This window comes from Victivallis sp. Marseille-Q1083 (genome assembly GCF_903645315.1).
GTDB lineage: Bacteria > Verrucomicrobiota > Lentisphaeria > Victivallales > Victivallaceae > UMGS1518.
Map to the genome: position 1 here is coordinate 3,401,248 of NZ_CAHJXL010000001.1, position 17,122 is coordinate 3,418,369.

Sequence of the window (17,122 nt, forward strand, 5' to 3'; positions counted from 1 at the left end):
AGTTACTTTTTCAATGAGTCGGCCGCTGATTCCTCCTCAGGATAATCTGCAGTTTTTCCAACGTGATCGGCTTCAAAAGAACATCCTGAAATTCTTCCGCCCCGTCCCCGGATATCTGCGAATCCGCCGTGACCACGACAATCGGAATTCCGGCAGTGGCCGGATTCGCGTGGATTTTTCGGGCCAGCTCCGTGCCGTTCATTCCCGGCATCCAGAGGTCGGTCAGGATCAGGGTGAAATCCCGATCCTCCGCCAGCAGTCGCAGCGCTTCCGGTCCGGAGTTCGCCATAATGCATCCGATCTGCAATTTACGCAGCATCGCTTCAAGCACTTTCAAATTCATCATCACATCGTCCACCAGCAATACACGGGGATTACGGAGCGTTTCAGGCGGCATGATGCGCTTTTCTTCCGGAGATATGTGTTCAGCAACTGCAATTTCGACATTTTTGAGCACAAGGGTAAAACAGCTCCCGCGACCGACCTGGCTTTCCAATGTGATTTCCCCGTTCATGCGTTCCGCAAGTCGCCGGGAAATCGCCAGCCCGAGGCCGGTTCCGCCATGAATATGGGTGTCGCGTATCACATCGCTCTGCTCAAACGGGTTGAAAATCTTTTTCTGCACCGCAGCGGGAATACCGGCGCCGGTATCCAGAACGCTGACGGTCAGCATTCCGGCGGAACAATCGGCGGCCGGGCTGAATTCAGTATTGACGGCGATGCCGCCTCTCTCCGTGAATTTCACCGCGTTGCCGACCAGGTTCAACAGGATCTGGCGCAGCCGGAGGCTATCCAGCTTGAATAATGGCAGGTTTCCCGGGCAGTCCAGCCGGAAAAAAATGTTCTTCTGCTGCGCTTTGTATTGAAAAATCGCCTGCACTTCCCGCAACAGTTTCATCAGGTCGGTCGGTTGCGGCGTCAACACCGTCTGCTCCGCTTCCAGCCGGGAAAGGTCGAGTACGTCGTTGATCAGCTGCAATAACGAATTTCCGGCCAGACTGATTGAATTGAGGTACTCAAGCTGTTCCTCCGCCGAAAGCCCGCCATCCTTCAACAATTCCGAAAATCCGATCACCGCGTTCAGCGGCGTCCGGATTTCATGGCTTATGCTGGCGATGAAGTAGCTTTTCGCCCGATTGGCGGCTTGTTCAGCCTGAAAGCCTTTCTCCAGCTGCCGCTTGCTTTCATTGATTTCAGTGACATCGACGGCACTTTCGATAATATTGCGGATTTCGCCGTTTTCATCCAGGACGGGTTCCGCTTTGATCACATATTCCCGGCCATTGAGACAGATTTCAATCTGATTGTCTTTGCCGTTCTTCAGCGCCTGCCGTACCGGACACCAGGCCGGTTCCCGGGCTTGGCGGCAGAAAGTGCCATGACACGGTTCCGCCAGGATTTCCGCTTCGCTCTTATGAACCATATTGCAAACCGCCGGATTCACCCTGGTAAGCTTGACCGTCCGATCGAAAAACATGATCGGCATACTGATATTGCGGAAGATCGCTTCCCGGTCGCTGATTGCTTCCTTCAGTTCCCGGTGCCTGGCATCCCGCTGCAGGCCCAACGAAATAATCTGCGCCACGGAACGGATCATGTTTTCATCGAATTCGGAAATATTCCGCCGATGCCGGATGAAACCCAATCCGACAATCCCATGCAATCTCTGGTTGACCGCAACCGGAGCGCACAACAGGGTCCGGCAGCCGGGTTCCCGCAGCACTTCCGCATAGCGGGAATTTCTGATGTCCGGAATCTCCAGAAGTTCATTGTTCTGAAATCGCCGGCGCCAAATGCTGAATTGTTCTTTGAAACGGGGATCGCGGACTTCAAGCAGGGAGGATACTCCGGCATTGAGCCACTCATGCGTGATTTCATAGCTTCCGTCCGGTTCGTAGCGGCCATAATAGGCCCGGTCGCTGTCCAGCTGCTTGGCCAGGGTTTTCAGGATATGATTGATGTTCAGGTCGAAGTTTTCATCCTGTACCAGCTGTGTCAGACAGGCGTTGATGATCTTTTCATTTTCCACATAAGCTTTTTGCTTCAAAATCAAGTCGTTTTTCTCCGCCGTCGCCTTCACTGCTTCCGTAACGTCCTGTAAAATACCGAGATAGATATCATCCCGGCGGCTGTAAGCGGTGGCGTACAATTGATAAGTCCGGATTTCTCCGGATACGGCGGTCGCGCGGCAAACGAATTCCAGCACCTCCTTGCGGCCTTCCACCAACGCTTTTTTCTCTTCCAGAAAAGCCGGCCGGTCTTCGGCCAGGAGCCATTCCACAAATTCGCCGTTGTCCTTCAATGTCCCCGCATTCCTGAGGTTGCCGCCCAGCAAGCTGACTTTTCCGGCCGCATTGCCTTTGAAATAGATGATTTCGGCAATTTCCCCGGCACGCTTCAGAAACACATTGGTAACCTCCTGCTCTTGCTTCTGCTTGAAGAGGTCCGTGATATCCAACGCATTCTCCAGAGCGCCGGTCAATTGCCGATCCCGATTGAAAATCGGTTGGAGCGTGACCTGATAATGGTGATCGCCATGGCCGTGAAAATTGATCCGGTGAGACTGGTGGTCTTCCAACATCAGTCGCATCGGGCACCATTCCGGCGGAGCGTCATGACCGCAGAGCGCATGATAACATTTCCGTCCCAGCAATTCTCCCGGCTGTCTGCCGATGGTGTGGCAGGAAGCCGGATTGACGACCGTAATGTTATAATCGAGGTCGAACATCACGATCGGAATCGCGACGCTGTCGAAGATCTGTTTCTGAAGAAAGGCGCCGTCGGAAATTTCCCGCATCTGCCGGCGGCGTTCGCGGGCCAGCAAAAACAGGTTGACCGCGTTATCCAGCAGCTTCCGGTCGCTTTCGGAAAAGCTGTGAAACGACCGGACGAAATCCATCCCCATGAATCCCCATAATTTCCCCTGTTCCCAAATTCCGCACAGGCGGACCGACCGCACCTCCTGGGTCAGAATAAAATCGGCGATGTTCCGCAGTTCGGTCGCCGGCTGGCGGGTGTCGGCAATTTCCATGGAGCGCTTTTCCTGAAAAATATTTTGCAGCAGTGGAAACTCATTCATATCCACATGCCGCAGCCGATCGATCTGCGGGGAGATCCCCGGAGCTGTCCATTCATAAATATTTTCAACGAACCGGCCGTCGCGATATTGAAAAATGTAAGCGCGATCGGCGCCGATATGGGAGCCGGTCGCCCCAAGCATCCTCCTGACCGCCTCGCCGGAATCTTCGGCGATGATGATTTGCTGCAGGCATTGATTGATGATTTGTTCGTTGCCTACGTGATTGTCCAGCCTGGCGATCAGCGATTCCTGCTCTTCCCGCATCCGGCGGCTTATGCGCCGGAAACGGATATGGATAATGACCAGCGCCGCGACCAACGCAGTCAGCAGGAAAAGGGCGGCGGCGGCGGCGGCGACCGCTTCACGGTGGGATTCCCACAACGGAATATCGCGATTGACGGTCAGGGTTCCCGCCGGCAATCGCGACGCCGGCAGATTGAATTTTTTCATAACGGCCATATCCGCGACGAATTCACCGTTGTCGTGGACAAAGGGGATGGCCGCGGCATGGTTGTTTTTCAGAATCCGCCGGATGAGCTGAGCCATTTCCCGCCCGCCGGTAGCGCCGCGCGACATGCAGCCCCCCAGGGCCCCCTGGCCGAGCAGAACATCGGTGATGACCAGATAAGGCCGGCCGGTTTTTTCGAGTTCCCTGCCGACGTTGAGCAAAGAAGAATACCCGTCCCGGGCATAATTGCGCCAGGGACAGAACACGACGAAGGATTTTTCCGGCATCGAACGCACCGCTTCGAGCATCTGCGAGGTGGAGTATTGCGCGCCGTTGATCAAAGTGAGCCTGCAGCGCTTGAAATCGGCGGCTTCCGCCTGCAGCCGTTGATGAATCTGCATCCCGGAAGGAAAATCATCGGTTACCACGGCGATTTCCTCGGTATCCGGCATCAGCGCCAGGCCCATTTCAATGGTTTTCAGCACCTGGAAATCGACCGCGACCCCGGTGATATTGGGGTGAAGCCGGGTAAATCCGGGAATCAGCTCCTGATAACCGCAGAACACAATCGGCTGGTCGGGCGGAACGGAATCGAGATTTTTGATCAGAAGATTGATCGCGTCGTCGAGGATTGCCACCACCAGGTCATATTTACGTTCCCGGATGGCCCGGCGATAGGGCTCGAATTTGCCGATGAAATCCGAACTCCGGTTGCGGACGGCATTCAATTCCAGATAATCGACGATCGGCGTTTCCGGCATTTGGTCCAGTTCCCGGATGATGGCGTTATTGACCTCCGACGTCCATTTATGAGAAAGGTGGAATGAAGAAATCAGCAGGATTTTCGGCACGGCCTGCGGTTCCGCGGGAACTTGCCCGGCGCGGACGCCGGATACCGGCGCCAGCAGACAGAACCATATCAGAACTGTTCCGGCGAATGTCGCCAGTCGGTCTGTTTTCCGTCCGGTCATATCGCCGGCCCGCATTCGGAAGCTTCGCGAGTCCGCGGCGTCATCGCCGGAAGGAAGAACGGCAATGAAAAGTTTGAAATGAAAAAGCGTAATTGCCGTATCATGGTAATTCTCCTGAAAGAATGGTAAGGGGGGCCAAAAGAGAACAGTGTCCGGCGAATCGCATCGGCCGGAGCACAGTTGGAATTATTTGCGAAAAGCGGCGGAGTTGTTGAAAAAAATCGACGGGAACTGTTAGTGAACATGGTAACAGGGAGTCTTGGAGGCGGATTGGGGAAAAATTTTTCCTGTTGCATGCGCTGCAACGATCCCGCATTGTTTCCTTCTCCTGGTCAAATGCGTCTGTCCGGACGGGATAACTTCGTTATCGACAACAGACCATCCTATATAATAATACATCCATGAGTTTTGTCAAGCGTCGGAGAACACAAATAATTTCTTTTATTTTTTCCTCATTCCTGCGATTTGCTGATGGTTTGTGCCGAAATACCAAAGAAAAGGAGTTGATTTCAGGAAACCTGTGGAATATAATATAAAGGAGATGGTATGATAAATAACTGACGTTCGCGGAATCAGCTTTCTGCGTGTAATTTATGGCGATTAACTTACACGTTTGGAAGCGGACAGGTTGCAGACTGAATGTTTCAATGAGGCGCATCAGAAACGATGACGACCCCGGAAAGGAGATTAGTCAGATCTGTAAACCAGAGCGCCACCGTAGAGAGCGACTGATTAATCGACTACTCTGTATGGGAGGATGGTGAGGCCGTGACAGCAGTTCCGCTTCGATTCGTGAAAAACGAATGGAGGCAGAGAATGATGACAAGTTTTGTTGGAGTGGATTTGCACCGGAACAATTTTACTTATTGCATCCGGGTAAATGGGGAAGAACGGAAAATCGGCAAGTGTGAGATTACCGAACTGAAGGGCTTTGCCGCAATGCTCGGTCCGAACACGGCGATGGCGGTGGAGGCGACCGGAAATACGTTCATGTTTTGCAGCTCGCTGAAAGCTCATGTCGGGCGACTGGTGGTGGTGAATCCATCACAGTTCAAAGTCATCAGCATGTCCACCAAAAAGACGGACAAACATGACGCAAAAGTGTTGGCGGAGTTCCTGGAAAAGGATATGCTTCCGGAGGTAAGAGTGAAAGACGATTTGCAGGCGAAAATTTCAAGTCTGACGCAGACCAGGGAAAAACTGGTTCAGTTGCGTACCGTATTGAAAAACAAAGTCAACAATCTGTTAGCAGCTAACTTCATCGTGCTGAAACGGGAAGAACTGTCCACGGAGAAAGGGCTTTTGAAAGCATTGAGTTATCACTTCGACCCGATCACCGACACGGAAATGCTGGTGGTTGTCGAACAGATTCGCAGTCTGAACAAAAGCATTGAAAAACTGGATAAGGCGATTGAGGATCACGGCAGCAAGATGGACGGCTTCGACAACCTGAAATCCATCAAGGGAATCGGCTCGAAAGGTGCGGCGATCCTGTTGGCAACCATCGGCAATATCGCTGATTTCCGATCGGCAAAGCAGTTGGCCGCTTATATCGGAATCGTCCCCAGAGTGAGCAATTCAAATGACACGGTTTGCCACGGAAGAATCACGAAGAGCGGCAGCAAGATCGCCAGAACCGCTTTGGTGCAATGCGCTTTGATCGCCAAACGCTACAGCCCGTATCTCAATGCCTTTCATGAATCGGTAAAAAGTCGGCGGGGAGGTGCGAAAGCCAATATCGCCTTGGCTCGCAAATTCCTCGATATCGTGTATAGAACATTAAAAAACAATTGGATGTTTGAGAATTTTACTCAATTCAAGCTCGTAAAAAATTGAGTTTTTCTCGACATCGAAGTGGAAATTTATCATGGGAGGCGGTAAGATATGACAAAGAGCTGTATAAGTTGAGGCATTGGGGAGAAAATGCATTTTTGACATGAAAGCGTTGGCGCGGAATTGCAACCCGATATGCCAAGAACACTGCTGCATTTCTCGCAGCGGTACAAATCAGGTGCATCGCTGCTTGGACTCTAAACTATTGACGACACTGTCGGCAGGAAGAGGGGGCGGCGCCAAAGATCTTTTTATAATGGCGATAAAAAGTCGATGTGCCGTCATAACCGACCGCCTCCGCCGCTTCGGCAATCGAACGATTTTCCTGCCGGATCAGATAGTTTCCGAGCCGGATGCGGTAGGTGATCAAATATTCCACCGGCGATTTGCCGAAAACTTCCTGGAATAACTTGTAAAACAGACTGACGCTCATGCCGCAGGCGGCCGCCAGCCCGGAGACGGTCAATTTTTCACCGCAGCGATGTGAAATGAGGCTCAACGCCGGCGAGAGCCGCCGGATTTTTTCCGCCCGCCCCCGCCAGCGGCGGCCGCCGCGCCGGGCGTCGGCGACCAGAAGTTCCAGCGCGGCTTTCAGCATGGTCCGGGCTGTATGGTCCGGCTGGTTGTCATGCGCCGCCAGCCAATCGCCGAGCAGCAGCAACTGGCGGCTCAGAAACGGATCTTTCTTCCGGTTGCAATACTCCGGCCCGGCCAGGGAGTGATCGGCCGGAAACAGAAGCCCGTCCCCATCGGCCGCCGCCGGAAAAAACGGCTTGAAATGAAAGAAATACCAGTCGGCATAAGCGCAATTGGTGATTTTCGCCCGGTGAAATTCCGCGTCGGTCACGGCAATGACATCACCGGCGGTGAAGTCCATGACCTTGTCTTCGACGATGAAAATTCCCGTGCCGGAAAGGCAAACGCCCAGCTCCATCGAGTCATGGATATGCAGGTCCTCGATCTGTAATTGGCACATCCGGAACCGGAGGGCGCGCAGGAAAAAACAATCCGCCCGGTTGCCGGTCGACTCGAAATGACAAGGCAAGTCTTTGTAACGATTGTGCACGATAATATCCCGATTCCGCATCCCGCCATTATTTGCTATCAATTGCTTCGGCATCGAAATTATAGCATGATCGATCAAAAAAAGCAAGGAAATTCAGGTCCGGGTCGATCAAAAAAATTATCGGGCACCCTACAACCAGACAGGAGGTACTCATGACGTTGGACAAAGCATCCCGGCAGTCGGAAATTCGCCGGCTGGTCGAACTTGAAAATCGCGGCGATGTCCATTTCTTTCTCGGCGATCCGCAATCCGATACCGGCGACAAGACCACTGTCGAACGGGGCAACGTCTTTTCGCCCGGCCTTTGGAGTGCCGGAATTTCGACTGTCCGGATCCTGGAGGACAAACTTATTTCGGTGGAGGAACTGCCGTCGGAGGAGATCGCCTGGAGTTTCATGGCGACGGAAAATGCGCTGCCGATTTCAAAAAGTTCGTTTCGGATAGCCGGAATGCAGTTTTGGACGGAACTGTTTTTCCTGGGTGGCCCCGGCTCGGGGGGAAGTGATTTCCTGCGGGTCCGTTGCCTGGCGCCGAGTTCCGGCTGGGGAATCTTGGTCCGGAGCTGCGGACCGGCCGGCCGGCGGATCGACCGGATGACGGCGGTGGAAAATGGCGTGTGTTTCGGCGAAGGTACGGCGGTTCAATTGCTGAACGGAAATTGCGAGGTTCTGATTTTCACGCCGGAAGAAACCGGCGGCGGTTTTGCTGCCCTGCTGGTGCCGGCGGCCCCCGATCACCGGTATGACTTCCGGATCGCTCACGCCGGTCCGCCGGCGTTCTTGACGGAGCGGAACCGGCGGATTCGAACGATGTCGCTGGACGGGGCCCGGGAGGTGTTGCACCAGGACTGCCGGGGGCGGCAACTGCCGAAAATCGCTTGTCCGGATCGGCGTTTGAATATCGCCTGGCAATGTCTGGCATATCACCTGCTTGCCGCCATGGAGTGCGGGTCACCCCGGATCGGCGTGGCGAATTATCCTTTTGTCTGGCTGCGCGACGGGGTGGCCATGTTGGAAGCGTTGGACTATCTGGGCTTGAGCGAATTGGCGGCCCGCGGCGTCCGGGAGGTGGCCGCGCTGGACTTTTGCGGCGGTTTCGGCGCCGAATCCGATGCGCCCGGCGAGGGAATTCACGCCATTGTTTTTCATACTTTCTTCCAGCGTAACCGGGACTTGCTGGAGGAATGTTTTCCGGCAATCGAACGAAAAGTCGGTTGCCTGTTGGAAATGCTGACCGCCCGGGATATCCGGTTTCTGGCTGCGCCGGGGAAGAATCTGGCGCATTTGCGGTCGCCCGGTGCCAATCTCCTTTGTTTTCCGGCCCGGCATGGCTGGATTCACGGACGAATGGATGGTCACTCGCCGGATTTCTATATCAACGCCTGGGCGTGGCGCGGCCTTGACGCGGCGGTGGCGGCGGCCGGTTGGCTGGGGCGGCCCAAAGAGGCGGAAGCCTGGTCCGGAATACGGGAAAAACTGGCCGGGGCCATTCGGAAAAATTGGCCGGCAGAAGCGTCGAATGAGCGGGATTTGATCATCTTTCCTCACCCGACCGGCCTCTTTGGTTCCGACGGTTGCCGGCCGGCGGCCCAGGCGCGTTTCCTGAGACAATTCCGGCACAAGTACCTGACCGGCCGAAACGAACGGATTCCGGAGAAACTCTGGCCGTATTTCGAAGTTGCCGCCGCGCACAACGCGTTGCTGCTCGGTGCCGGAGAAGAGGCCTGGATTCTGTTGAACGGCCTGCTGGAAGAGATGGGCGAATGCGGTATTTATACCGAAGGACCGCCGAATGGCAATGAAATGCTGCCGTTCGGCAATTACCCGGCGGAAATGGCCGGCTGGCTTTCGCCGGAACGCGCCGTCGCCGGTAATATGCCGCACAACTGGACCAATGCGGAGATGATCGCCTTGCTCCGGGCGTTGCTGATTGCGGAAACGCCGGATGGCCTGCTCTGGGGCAGGGGGCTTCCGGCGGCCTGGGCGCGAAAGGATGCCGTCGTCCGGCTGGAAGCGATGCCGACCGCGTTCGGCCGGGTTTCCGGTTCATTGCGGTTCACCGGCCGGGAGTGGCGGCTGGAAGATTACCAGGGGCCGCCGCTCTGCCATCGCGTTGCCGGTTGCCCGGCCGGCGGTTGAAAACTTCGCGTTCAGGCATCATATTCCGTACGGTCGATGAGCTCCTGCTGTTCGGCTGGGGAAAGGGCGACGAAAAATTCGGAAAAGCCGGTTTTGCGGACCAGCAGGGTACGGTATTGCTCCGGATGCCGGCGCGCCGCTTCAAGGGTTTGCCGGTCGGCGAACGTAAAACCGATATGCAGGCCGCCGATGGCGAAAAAGCTGCGGATCAGGGCGGCCAGTTGGTCTGCGGCCGGACGGCTGCCGAATTTCAGGTTCAGGCCGCCGCAAATACAGCGGTCGAGCGGCAGGGCCGCCACGCTGGCCAGCAGGGCGGTCGGGCTGTTCCGGTCGGCGCCGTGTTCGGGGGATTGGTTTTCGCTGACGCTTTCGCCGCTTCGCCGCCCGTCCGGTGTCGCGCCGATTTCAGCCCCGAATTCGGCATGGAGCGTCAGGGAGTAAAACGACGGCATCATCAGGAAGCCCTCACGCCGGCCGGCCTCTTCGGCGGCATCGATCAGGGCATTGGCTGCCGCGGCGGCGAGTGAATCGACTTCCCGGTCGGCGTTGCCGTATCTGGGGAAACGGTTGACGATTTCCTGGCGCAGCGCCTGGTGATCGGCGTAATCGTCGGCGAGGATGGCGACCAGCCCGGAGAGAGTGTAACGCTTTTCATCGTCGACCAGCCGTTTGACGGCGATGAGACTGTCGGCCATATTGGCGATGCCGGAGAACATCCGGTGCATCCAGCGGTAGTTTTCGGCGCCCATCCGGTAAATGTCGCGGCAACTCTGTCGGCAACTGGCGAAAAAAAGCGATTCAAAATGAAAACAAAACCGTTCGCTATAAAGGGAAAGCCGGTTGTTTTGGATATCCGATCGGATTTTTTCTACGGCAATCCGGCGCAGCGCGGCAAGAACCGCTTCGACGGCCGGGCCTTCTTGCGGCGCGGCGGCAAGCAATGCTTCGCGGAACCAGGCGAAACTGTTGTCGAAGACATCGATGCGGCGCATGATATTGTACAGCCGGCCCGGCAGATCGACCCGGTTGCAGGCCGTGAAGGCGTAATTCCAGGCATCTGCCGGGAGGATGCCGGAATTCAGCAATTTGTTGACGATCAAACGGTCGTTGAAAAAATTGCTCTGAGCATCAAGATTACAGGCGGCTCTTTCGACCAGTTGCCAGGCGGTTTCCGGCATGGCGTCGCCGAGGCGGAAGTTCAAGGTCGGCTGCGGCAGTTTGACCAGTTCGGCGGCCGCGACGAACAGTTCGGATAATTCATTGAAGACCCATTCGCCGGCCGGATTGCGCCCGCCGAGGGTCAGGTATTGTTTGCTGGCGTGGCATGGAATCGGTTTGATTGCGAAGTTGTCGGTGGCGGTGCCGGTGATTTCGTTGAATTTGACGAGAAAGAAAGCAATCAGTTCCAACGCCTTGTCCCGATCCGGTTCCGCCTGGAAAAATGGCAGCAGGTATTGGTCGATCCGTCCCGGCGCAAAGTCGCGCGCGCCGCAAACCGTGCTGGTGAGAAATTGCATGAACCAGATGGATTGCAGGGCCGAAAAAAGATCGTAGGCGCCTTCGTACGGGACGCGTCGCAATGCTTCTGCCGCTTCCGTTTTGCCGACTTTTTCCGCCGCGTCGGCATAACGGAAGCTGTAACGGCGGATCGCGTCGATGCAACCGAGCGCCTGGCGTTCGAAGTAGGCGGCTTCCGGCGAGGCGATCCGGGCGGCATGGACGGAAATTTCCGCCGCGATGCCGGAAAGTCCATGAGTCAGCACTGCCGGCATCGGCAGGGTGATATGCCCTTCGCTGCTGAGGCCGCCCGGAAGGCGGGTGAACGGTTCCGGGCCGGGCCAGCGTGCTTCCGCCATCCGGCCGAGGAAGCGGTCATCCGGATCGATTGGCGTGGAGAGGTGGTCGAGCAGCAATTCAAATTCAAAGCGATAACGTTCCTCCTCCGGCAACGCCTGCGTTTGTGCTGCATGATTGTGCAGCAGCAGTTCCCGCTCGATAAAACATGCGCTGTTATCCGAAACCAAAATCTTTTCCCGCAGGCGTTCCAGAGCTTGGTGGTCCATTTTTACAGTCGCTTTCCGATTGTTTGAAAGAGTTTTTGTTTTAAAAATAAAATATTGTTCTTTATTTAAAGAATAACGGAGGCGGCTGATTTTTCAAGCGGAGTTTTGAAAAAATCGAAAACTCCGCTTTTTCCACCGGAGACATCCGGACTGCGACGGTTTTGTTGCGGCCGCTGCGACGGTATCGTATTGGATCGAGCGGAAAGTGAATGGGAGTGAAAAAAGGTTGAAACTGTCGGGACGGGAAATTTACCCGATTGTCCCCGGATGCGGGGATTGCCGGTACGGCTCCGGTCCGGTCGGGATGGGAATGGGCAGGCCTGCCGACCGCAGTCGAGGGGGGATGGCCGGCAGGCGCTGGAGTTGAGCTTGGAACATGGTTTCATCCGGTCGGAGTTGGCATGCGTCGCCGCCAATACGCGGCGGCCGAACCGGGCGGCCGGAATAACCGGATGAGCGCCGTGGCCGTTCGCGGCGCTTCCGAGAATCAGTGCTGTTCCGGTTTACGGCATGGGCGGTAGGGATGTTGTTCCGCCAGCAGTGCAAAGACGGGTCTCAGCAGGCTCGGACGGCAGATGAAATAACAGTGCTGGGTGCTTTGCAGCCGGTAGTCGATCAAACCGGCCTCTTTCAAGACCTGCAGATGCCGGGAAAGATTCGGCTGGGAAATGCCCAGTTTGACACAGGGCAGCGTGGCGCAGCAGGGGCCGTTGTGCAGAAACCGGAGAATGGCGATCCGGGTCGGATTAGCCAGAGCCCGGAACACTTGCAACTGCCGGTCCGGATCGTTCAAATCGATGGGCGGATTTTTTTCTTCAACCATAAGATGCCTTTGCATGATTAGTGAATTGCGCCGAAAAGGTCGTTCAGACTCTCGGCCATGGTCGGGTGAGTGTAGATCTGGTCGCGCAGCACGGCATAGGGCAATCCGGCATCCATCGCCAGTTTGATCAGATTGATCAGCTCATGGGATTCGGCGCAGAACAGCATCGCGCCGAGAATACGGTCCGTCCTGGTGTCGATTACCGTTTTCAGCAGCCCGTCGGTTTCCCGCAATACCTGCGCTTTCGGAATCGCCGCCGCCGGAATGCTGCCGATTTTGATCTCGTAACCCTGCTGGCGGGCTTCGCGTTCGTTGAGCCCGACCCGGGAGAATGGCGGCGAGAGGAACACACTGTAGGGAATGTTGCGCCCGCTGGCGGTTCGGGAGGCTTCCAGGCCGAAGAGTTGCGCCCGGACGATCCGGTGGTCGTCGAAGGAGACATAGGTGAACTGCGGTCCACCGGTGACGTCGCCGATTGCCCAGACGCCGGGGATATTGGTGCGCAGGTATTCGTCGACGGCGATGGCGCCGCGCGGAGTCACGGCCAATCCGGCTGCTTCCGGCTGCAAGGCGGCGGTGTTGGGCCGGCGGCCGGCGGCAACTAGAACGGCATCGCCGCTCCATTGACGGTTCCGGCCGCCGGCATCCCGGCCGGTGAGAACGGCGTTTCCGGCTTCCGACGCGAGGGCGGTCGGTTCACAACCGGTCTGGATGGTGACGCCGGCGGCGGTCAGTACTTCAGCGATCGCCCCGGCCACCTCTTCATCCTCTTTGGGCAGGAAGCGCGGACCGTGTTGCACCAGGGTGACCCGGCTGCCGAAATTGGCGTAGATGGAAGCGAACTCCACGCCGATATAACCGCCGCCGACGATGATCAAATGCTCCGGCAGGCGTTCCAGCTCCAATAATGTTTCGCTGGTATAAACCGGCGGATTGGGCTGCATGCCGTCGATGGCAGGCAGCACCGCCTGCGAACCGGTATCGATGACGATCCGCCGGCCGGAAATGGTTTCCCGGAGGCTGGCGCCGGTCACTTGAACTTCGCGGGCGGCAGTAAAACTGCCGACGCCGTTGAAAATTTCAACATTTTTGAAATCGTGAAGTTTTTCATACATTTTACGGCGCAACATCGTTACCAGGCGGCGCTTTTCGGCAATCGCTCCGGCATAAAACCGGGCGCGCTCGCCGAAGGAGCCGAATGCCATCGTTTTGGCCTGCGCCGCGCTGGTCACCAGGGATTTGCTCGGAATGCAGCCGACGTTGATGCAGGTGCCGCCATACATCCGGCTGGATTGTTCAACCATTGCGACGGTTTCGCCACGCGCCGCCGCTTCCGCCGCCAGTGTTTTACCGCCTTTGCCCCAACCGATGACGATCAAATCGAATGTTCTCATGATCGGCGGCCTTCTTATTTCAACAGCGATTCGAGATGCTTGAGGTAATTGGTCGCGCCACCCGCTTGATAACCGGTGCGGGCAATTTCGCGACCGTCGGGCGAGAGCAGCACCACGGTTGGAAAGCCTTCAACCTGATATTGTTCCGCCAGCTTGCTGTTCTGCTTTTCCAATGCGGCGCTCTGCGGAATGTTCTGCGGAAAATCGGCACTGAACAGAACGGCGTTCTGTTTGGCCCAGTCGATAAATTCCGGTTGACTGAACACTTCTTTGTCCAGTTTGATACACCAGCCGCACCAGTCGGACCCGTGAAACAGCAGCAGCAATGGTTTATTTTCCTGTTTGGCCCGGACCTGAGCTGCTGGAAAATCGGTAAGCCAGAATGCCTCGGCATCAATTGTTTGCGGCGGAACGTCCGTCGCTGTCGCATTGGGTGCTGCTGGTTTGCAGAGAGCGAACGGGCATTTGCCGGTCATCGCCGACCAGGAGAGAATGCCGAGAACGATCACTGCGCCGACCGCCCAGCCGATGGTCCGGCCAGTTTTCTGCCAATTGAATTTTGCTTCCATCGTCGACCTCCATAAAATAATAGGTTTGGGGTATCAAATATTCATGGTTTGTTATATTCTATTTTTATTATATATCAATAATTGAATATAGCAAGGCGTTTTTGGAAAAAACTGGAAAATAGTTCAATATCGAGGGAGTTTTCGAAACGATCAATAATTTCAGAATGACAAGATCAGGGGAAAAAATTGGCAAAGACTCGACAGGACGATAAGGAAAGTGAATGGCCAGAAGGTCCGGTTGCCGATGGCCAAGAAGGGTTGCCCCCGGGTGATATCGAATCCCAACCGCCGTTTGCGGTCCTGGTCGAATTATTGGCCGGACGCGGCGAAGACCGGCAGCAGGTCCGGCAGCGGCTCCTGGAACATACTGCCCGGGAGTTGCGTTGGGATTACAGCGAGCTGCTGGCGGCCTTCGGGGTGCCGTTTGAAACGGTTGAGCCGTTGATCCGGCGGCGTTATCAGGCGGAGTACACCGTCTATCCGGACATGATTGCCGCGATTGGAGCGTTGCGGTGATCGTTATGAAGGCGGCGCCAGCAGTATTTACAGCGGTTGGACCAATGCGCCGATCGGTTTGGCTTTATTGAGCCTGTTATGGCCGGAAAATGGAGACAAATAATGCGCTGACTGATGAACTCCACTGATGGAATCATTGCAACGGATTTCCTGTCGTTTTATATTTGACTATTAATGCGCAATTTGCCTTGTAAAAGGAGGCAAGTGATGATATTTATACGAAAGAGTTGAATCACGTTTATACAACCAGCGGCTCAAAGGGAAGTTACAACGGATTGAATCCCGGTACGGTCAATTTTTGTACCTGTAGTTACGACCGATACAGCCGCTTGAATAAAGCGACTGCCGGGGCCGGCGTATTCAATTATATTTTCCCTGCCGATAGTGGTCCGACCGTTATTGTTCCTGTTCTTCCAGCTCTGGACGTGTGGTATTATGGGGGGCCAACCTTTCTAAAGACTGTTTCCTTTATGTCGTGTGCGCTAATATGGTGGCAAATATGTGGGATAACTTGGGACTGTTAAATTGCAGCAAATAACGGGAAGATACCCTCGATAACGATCAGATGATGGATAATTACCGTGATAGAATCAAGAAAGCTTTGAATGACAGCGGATGCATAGGAACTTCATTGTTAGGTGCGTATCAAGGATTTTCGTCTGGAGATACAATTGAAGGTTTATCCCCAACAGGGGAGGCTATTGTTGGTATGGCAGGTATATTTTTCCCGCCATTGGGACTTGCAGTTAGTCTTGAAGCTACGGGCAGAGCTGCCATTAATACTGGCTATGGTGTATATATTGCACATCACTGCTGTCCGGTAAAAAATTCAGCATAGAAACTCGTTGAAAAGTTCGAGTTGTTCGGGAGCATTCCAATCCGGCGGCTTCGTAATGGTTTTGCGGTTCAGAGCGAGGACTTCGAGCAGGGAAAGATTCTGCATAAGCGTCTCGCGGATTCGGTTCGTTAATTCCGAGAGGCTGAGCTTGAATCCATGCAGGAATTTGATGTATGCGACCAAAAGATAATGGATAAGCGCGACATAGATTTGCGTCATGACGGCGTTTTCACTGGTTCCAAGAAAGCTCTTGATTTTGAGATTTTGCTTGATCCATTTGAAGAAGATTTCGATCTGCCAACGCTGTTTATAAATTCCGGCAATGCTCGCTGCCGCCAGTTTGAAGTTGTTGGTAATGAAGCGGTATGTTTTTCCGGTCGATTCATCCAGGAACTCAATCAGCCTCAGTTCTCCGGGATATTTTCTTGCTGATTGATATCCGGTAAACCACACGGCTTCATCCCGCAAAACCCCACGTTTTTCATTTGCCTCCCGATGCTGTCCGAGAAACTCAATTTTTGCATTGTCTTTCAGTCTCGTGACAAAATAAGCCTCGCTGTCCGCAATGTGTTGAAACCAGTTCAGATCATAGTATCCTTTGTCAAAGGTGTAGATGCTGTCCGGAACGATGATAATGTTCTCTCGTGCCGCTCGAATATCTGCTATTTTCCCGTTGCTCAGCATCACAAAGCAGGGCAGATTTCCGGATAGATCAAGCTCGGTATGAAGTTTGATAGCACCCTTGTTTTTACGATAATGCGCCCAATCGTAAAGATTTAGGCACAGATCAATCGTCGTGCTGTCAATCGCGTACAGCGGATTGTGGAATCGGAACTTGTGCGAGGGCGCACATTTCAAAGCCCGGTCAAGAATTTCCTCAAACAACGCCTTGAATATCTCCGGATCACGTCGATTCATCGCTTCGGACAAGGTCGATTTTGGAACAACCTCCATGCCGAGGTGATACAGCCGATCATGGTTTGCAAGAAGACCGTTTTCAATTTCTCGCAAGGAGTCTTTGCCCGTAATTTGCGCGTAAAGGCACGTCAAAAACTGCCGCCATGCGGTAAAATGTTTGCAATAGCGGTCGCCGGATAAGTTTTCTACGGATTTCTCAAAACGATGTCTCGGTATGAAATTGAAAAGCTGCTGAAAGATGCTACTGTAATGCATTGTCGGGACTTTCTTGTTCAATATTATGGGTTTGAGCTCTTCTAATATAGAACAAGTCCCGATTTTAACAATCAAGTCCGGAAACTTTTACCGGACAGTAGTGATTGCACATATAAAAGATGAAACAAATAGAAAAATGTTGGAAGGATATGGAAAATTACTTGATAGACGTGCGCAAAAAGGACAAGATTTGCGAGATTTATACATAAAA

12 protein-coding genes and 1 pseudogene are annotated in these 17,122 nt (G+C 54.5%); 6 read left to right on the plus strand and 7 right to left on the minus strand.

The genetic code is table 11. The features are described 5' to 3' along the window. Window positions 1–10 precede the first annotated feature (10 nt). Window positions 11–4,513, minus strand: coding sequence for an ABC transporter substrate binding protein (locus HWX74_RS14035; protein ID WP_176014131.1), 4,503 nt, complete (start codon window positions 4,511–4,513; stop codon window positions 11–13). 804 nt (window positions 4,514–5,317) lie between these two features. Between HWX74_RS14035 and HWX74_RS14040 the strand changes: the two genes are divergently transcribed. Further along, entirely contained in the window at window positions 5,318–6,334 is a 1,017-nt protein-coding gene (locus HWX74_RS14040; RefSeq protein WP_176014518.1) for an IS110 family transposase, read from the plus strand. A 47-nt stretch (window positions 6,335–6,381) separates the two neighbouring features. Next, window positions 6,382–6,540 (plus strand): annotated as a pseudogene (locus HWX74_RS14045) (IS5/IS1182 family transposase); the annotation flags it as partial. Here HWX74_RS14045 and HWX74_RS14050 read toward each other — a convergent pair. Beyond that, window positions 6,534–7,397, minus strand: coding sequence for an AraC family transcriptional regulator (locus HWX74_RS14050; protein ID WP_176014132.1), 864 nt, complete (start codon window positions 7,395–7,397; stop codon window positions 6,534–6,536). The pseudogene HWX74_RS14045 and the gene HWX74_RS14050 overlap by 7 nt on opposite strands. 152 nt (window positions 7,398–7,549) lie before the next feature. Here HWX74_RS14050 and HWX74_RS14055 point away from each other — a divergent pair, with 152 nt between their 5' ends. Beyond that, window positions 7,550–9,535: a hypothetical protein gene (locus HWX74_RS14055; protein ID WP_176014133.1), complete on the plus strand. Its 1,986-nt coding sequence runs from the start codon at window positions 7,550–7,552 to the stop codon at window positions 9,533–9,535. A gap of 11 nt (window positions 9,536–9,546) precedes the next feature. On the opposite strand, the gene HWX74_RS14060 is transcribed toward HWX74_RS14055, so the two are convergent. Then, window positions 9,547–11,598 (minus strand): pyruvate formate lyase family protein, encoded by a 2,052-nt coding sequence (locus HWX74_RS14060; protein WP_176014134.1) that lies wholly within the window; start codon window positions 11,596–11,598, stop codon window positions 9,547–9,549. A gap of 276 nt (window positions 11,599–11,874) precedes the next feature. On the opposite strand from HWX74_RS14060, the gene HWX74_RS14065 reads away from it, so the two are divergent. After that, window positions 11,875–12,054 (plus strand): hypothetical protein, encoded by a 180-nt coding sequence (locus HWX74_RS14065; protein WP_176014135.1) that lies wholly within the window; start codon window positions 11,875–11,877, stop codon window positions 12,052–12,054. 31 nt (window positions 12,055–12,085) lie between these two features. On the opposite strand, the gene HWX74_RS14070 is transcribed toward HWX74_RS14065, so the two are convergent. From HWX74_RS14070 to HWX74_RS14080, 3 genes are read right to left on the minus strand one after another with little or no spacing between them, the layout of a single operon-like run. Beyond that, complete coding sequence (locus HWX74_RS14070; RefSeq protein ID WP_176014136.1) at window positions 12,086–12,421, minus strand: helix-turn-helix transcriptional regulator; 336 nt, start codon at window positions 12,419–12,421, stop codon at window positions 12,086–12,088. 17 nt (window positions 12,422–12,438) lie between these two features. After that, the gene (locus HWX74_RS14075) at window positions 12,439–13,815 is read right to left on the minus strand and encodes an FAD-dependent oxidoreductase (protein ID WP_176014137.1); all 1,377 of its coding nucleotides are present in this window, start codon (window positions 13,813–13,815) and stop codon (window positions 12,439–12,441) included. 14 nt (window positions 13,816–13,829) lie between these two features. Then, a complete protein-coding gene (locus HWX74_RS14080; RefSeq protein ID WP_176014138.1) occupies window positions 13,830–14,384 on the minus strand; it encodes a thioredoxin family protein in 555 nt (184 codons plus the stop codon). A gap of 186 nt (window positions 14,385–14,570) precedes the next feature. On the opposite strand from HWX74_RS14080, the gene HWX74_RS14085 reads away from it, so the two are divergent. Together HWX74_RS14085 and HWX74_RS14090 are read left to right on the plus strand one after the other, a co-directional pair. Further along, complete coding sequence (locus HWX74_RS14085; RefSeq protein WP_176014139.1) at window positions 14,571–14,900, plus strand: hypothetical protein; 330 nt, start codon at window positions 14,571–14,573, stop codon at window positions 14,898–14,900. 565 nt (window positions 14,901–15,465) lie between these two features. After that, on the plus strand, window positions 15,466–15,738 hold the full coding sequence (locus HWX74_RS14090; protein ID WP_176014140.1) for a hypothetical protein: 273 nt from the start codon (window positions 15,466–15,468) through the stop codon (window positions 15,736–15,738). On the opposite strand, the gene HWX74_RS14095 is transcribed toward HWX74_RS14090, so the two are convergent. After that, window positions 15,730–16,911, minus strand: a complete 1,182-nt coding sequence (locus HWX74_RS14095; RefSeq protein ID WP_176013549.1) for an IS4 family transposase — start codon at window positions 16,909–16,911, stop codon at window positions 15,730–15,732. The genes HWX74_RS14090 and HWX74_RS14095 overlap by 9 nt on opposite strands. Between the last annotated feature and the right edge of the window lie 211 nt (window positions 16,912–17,122).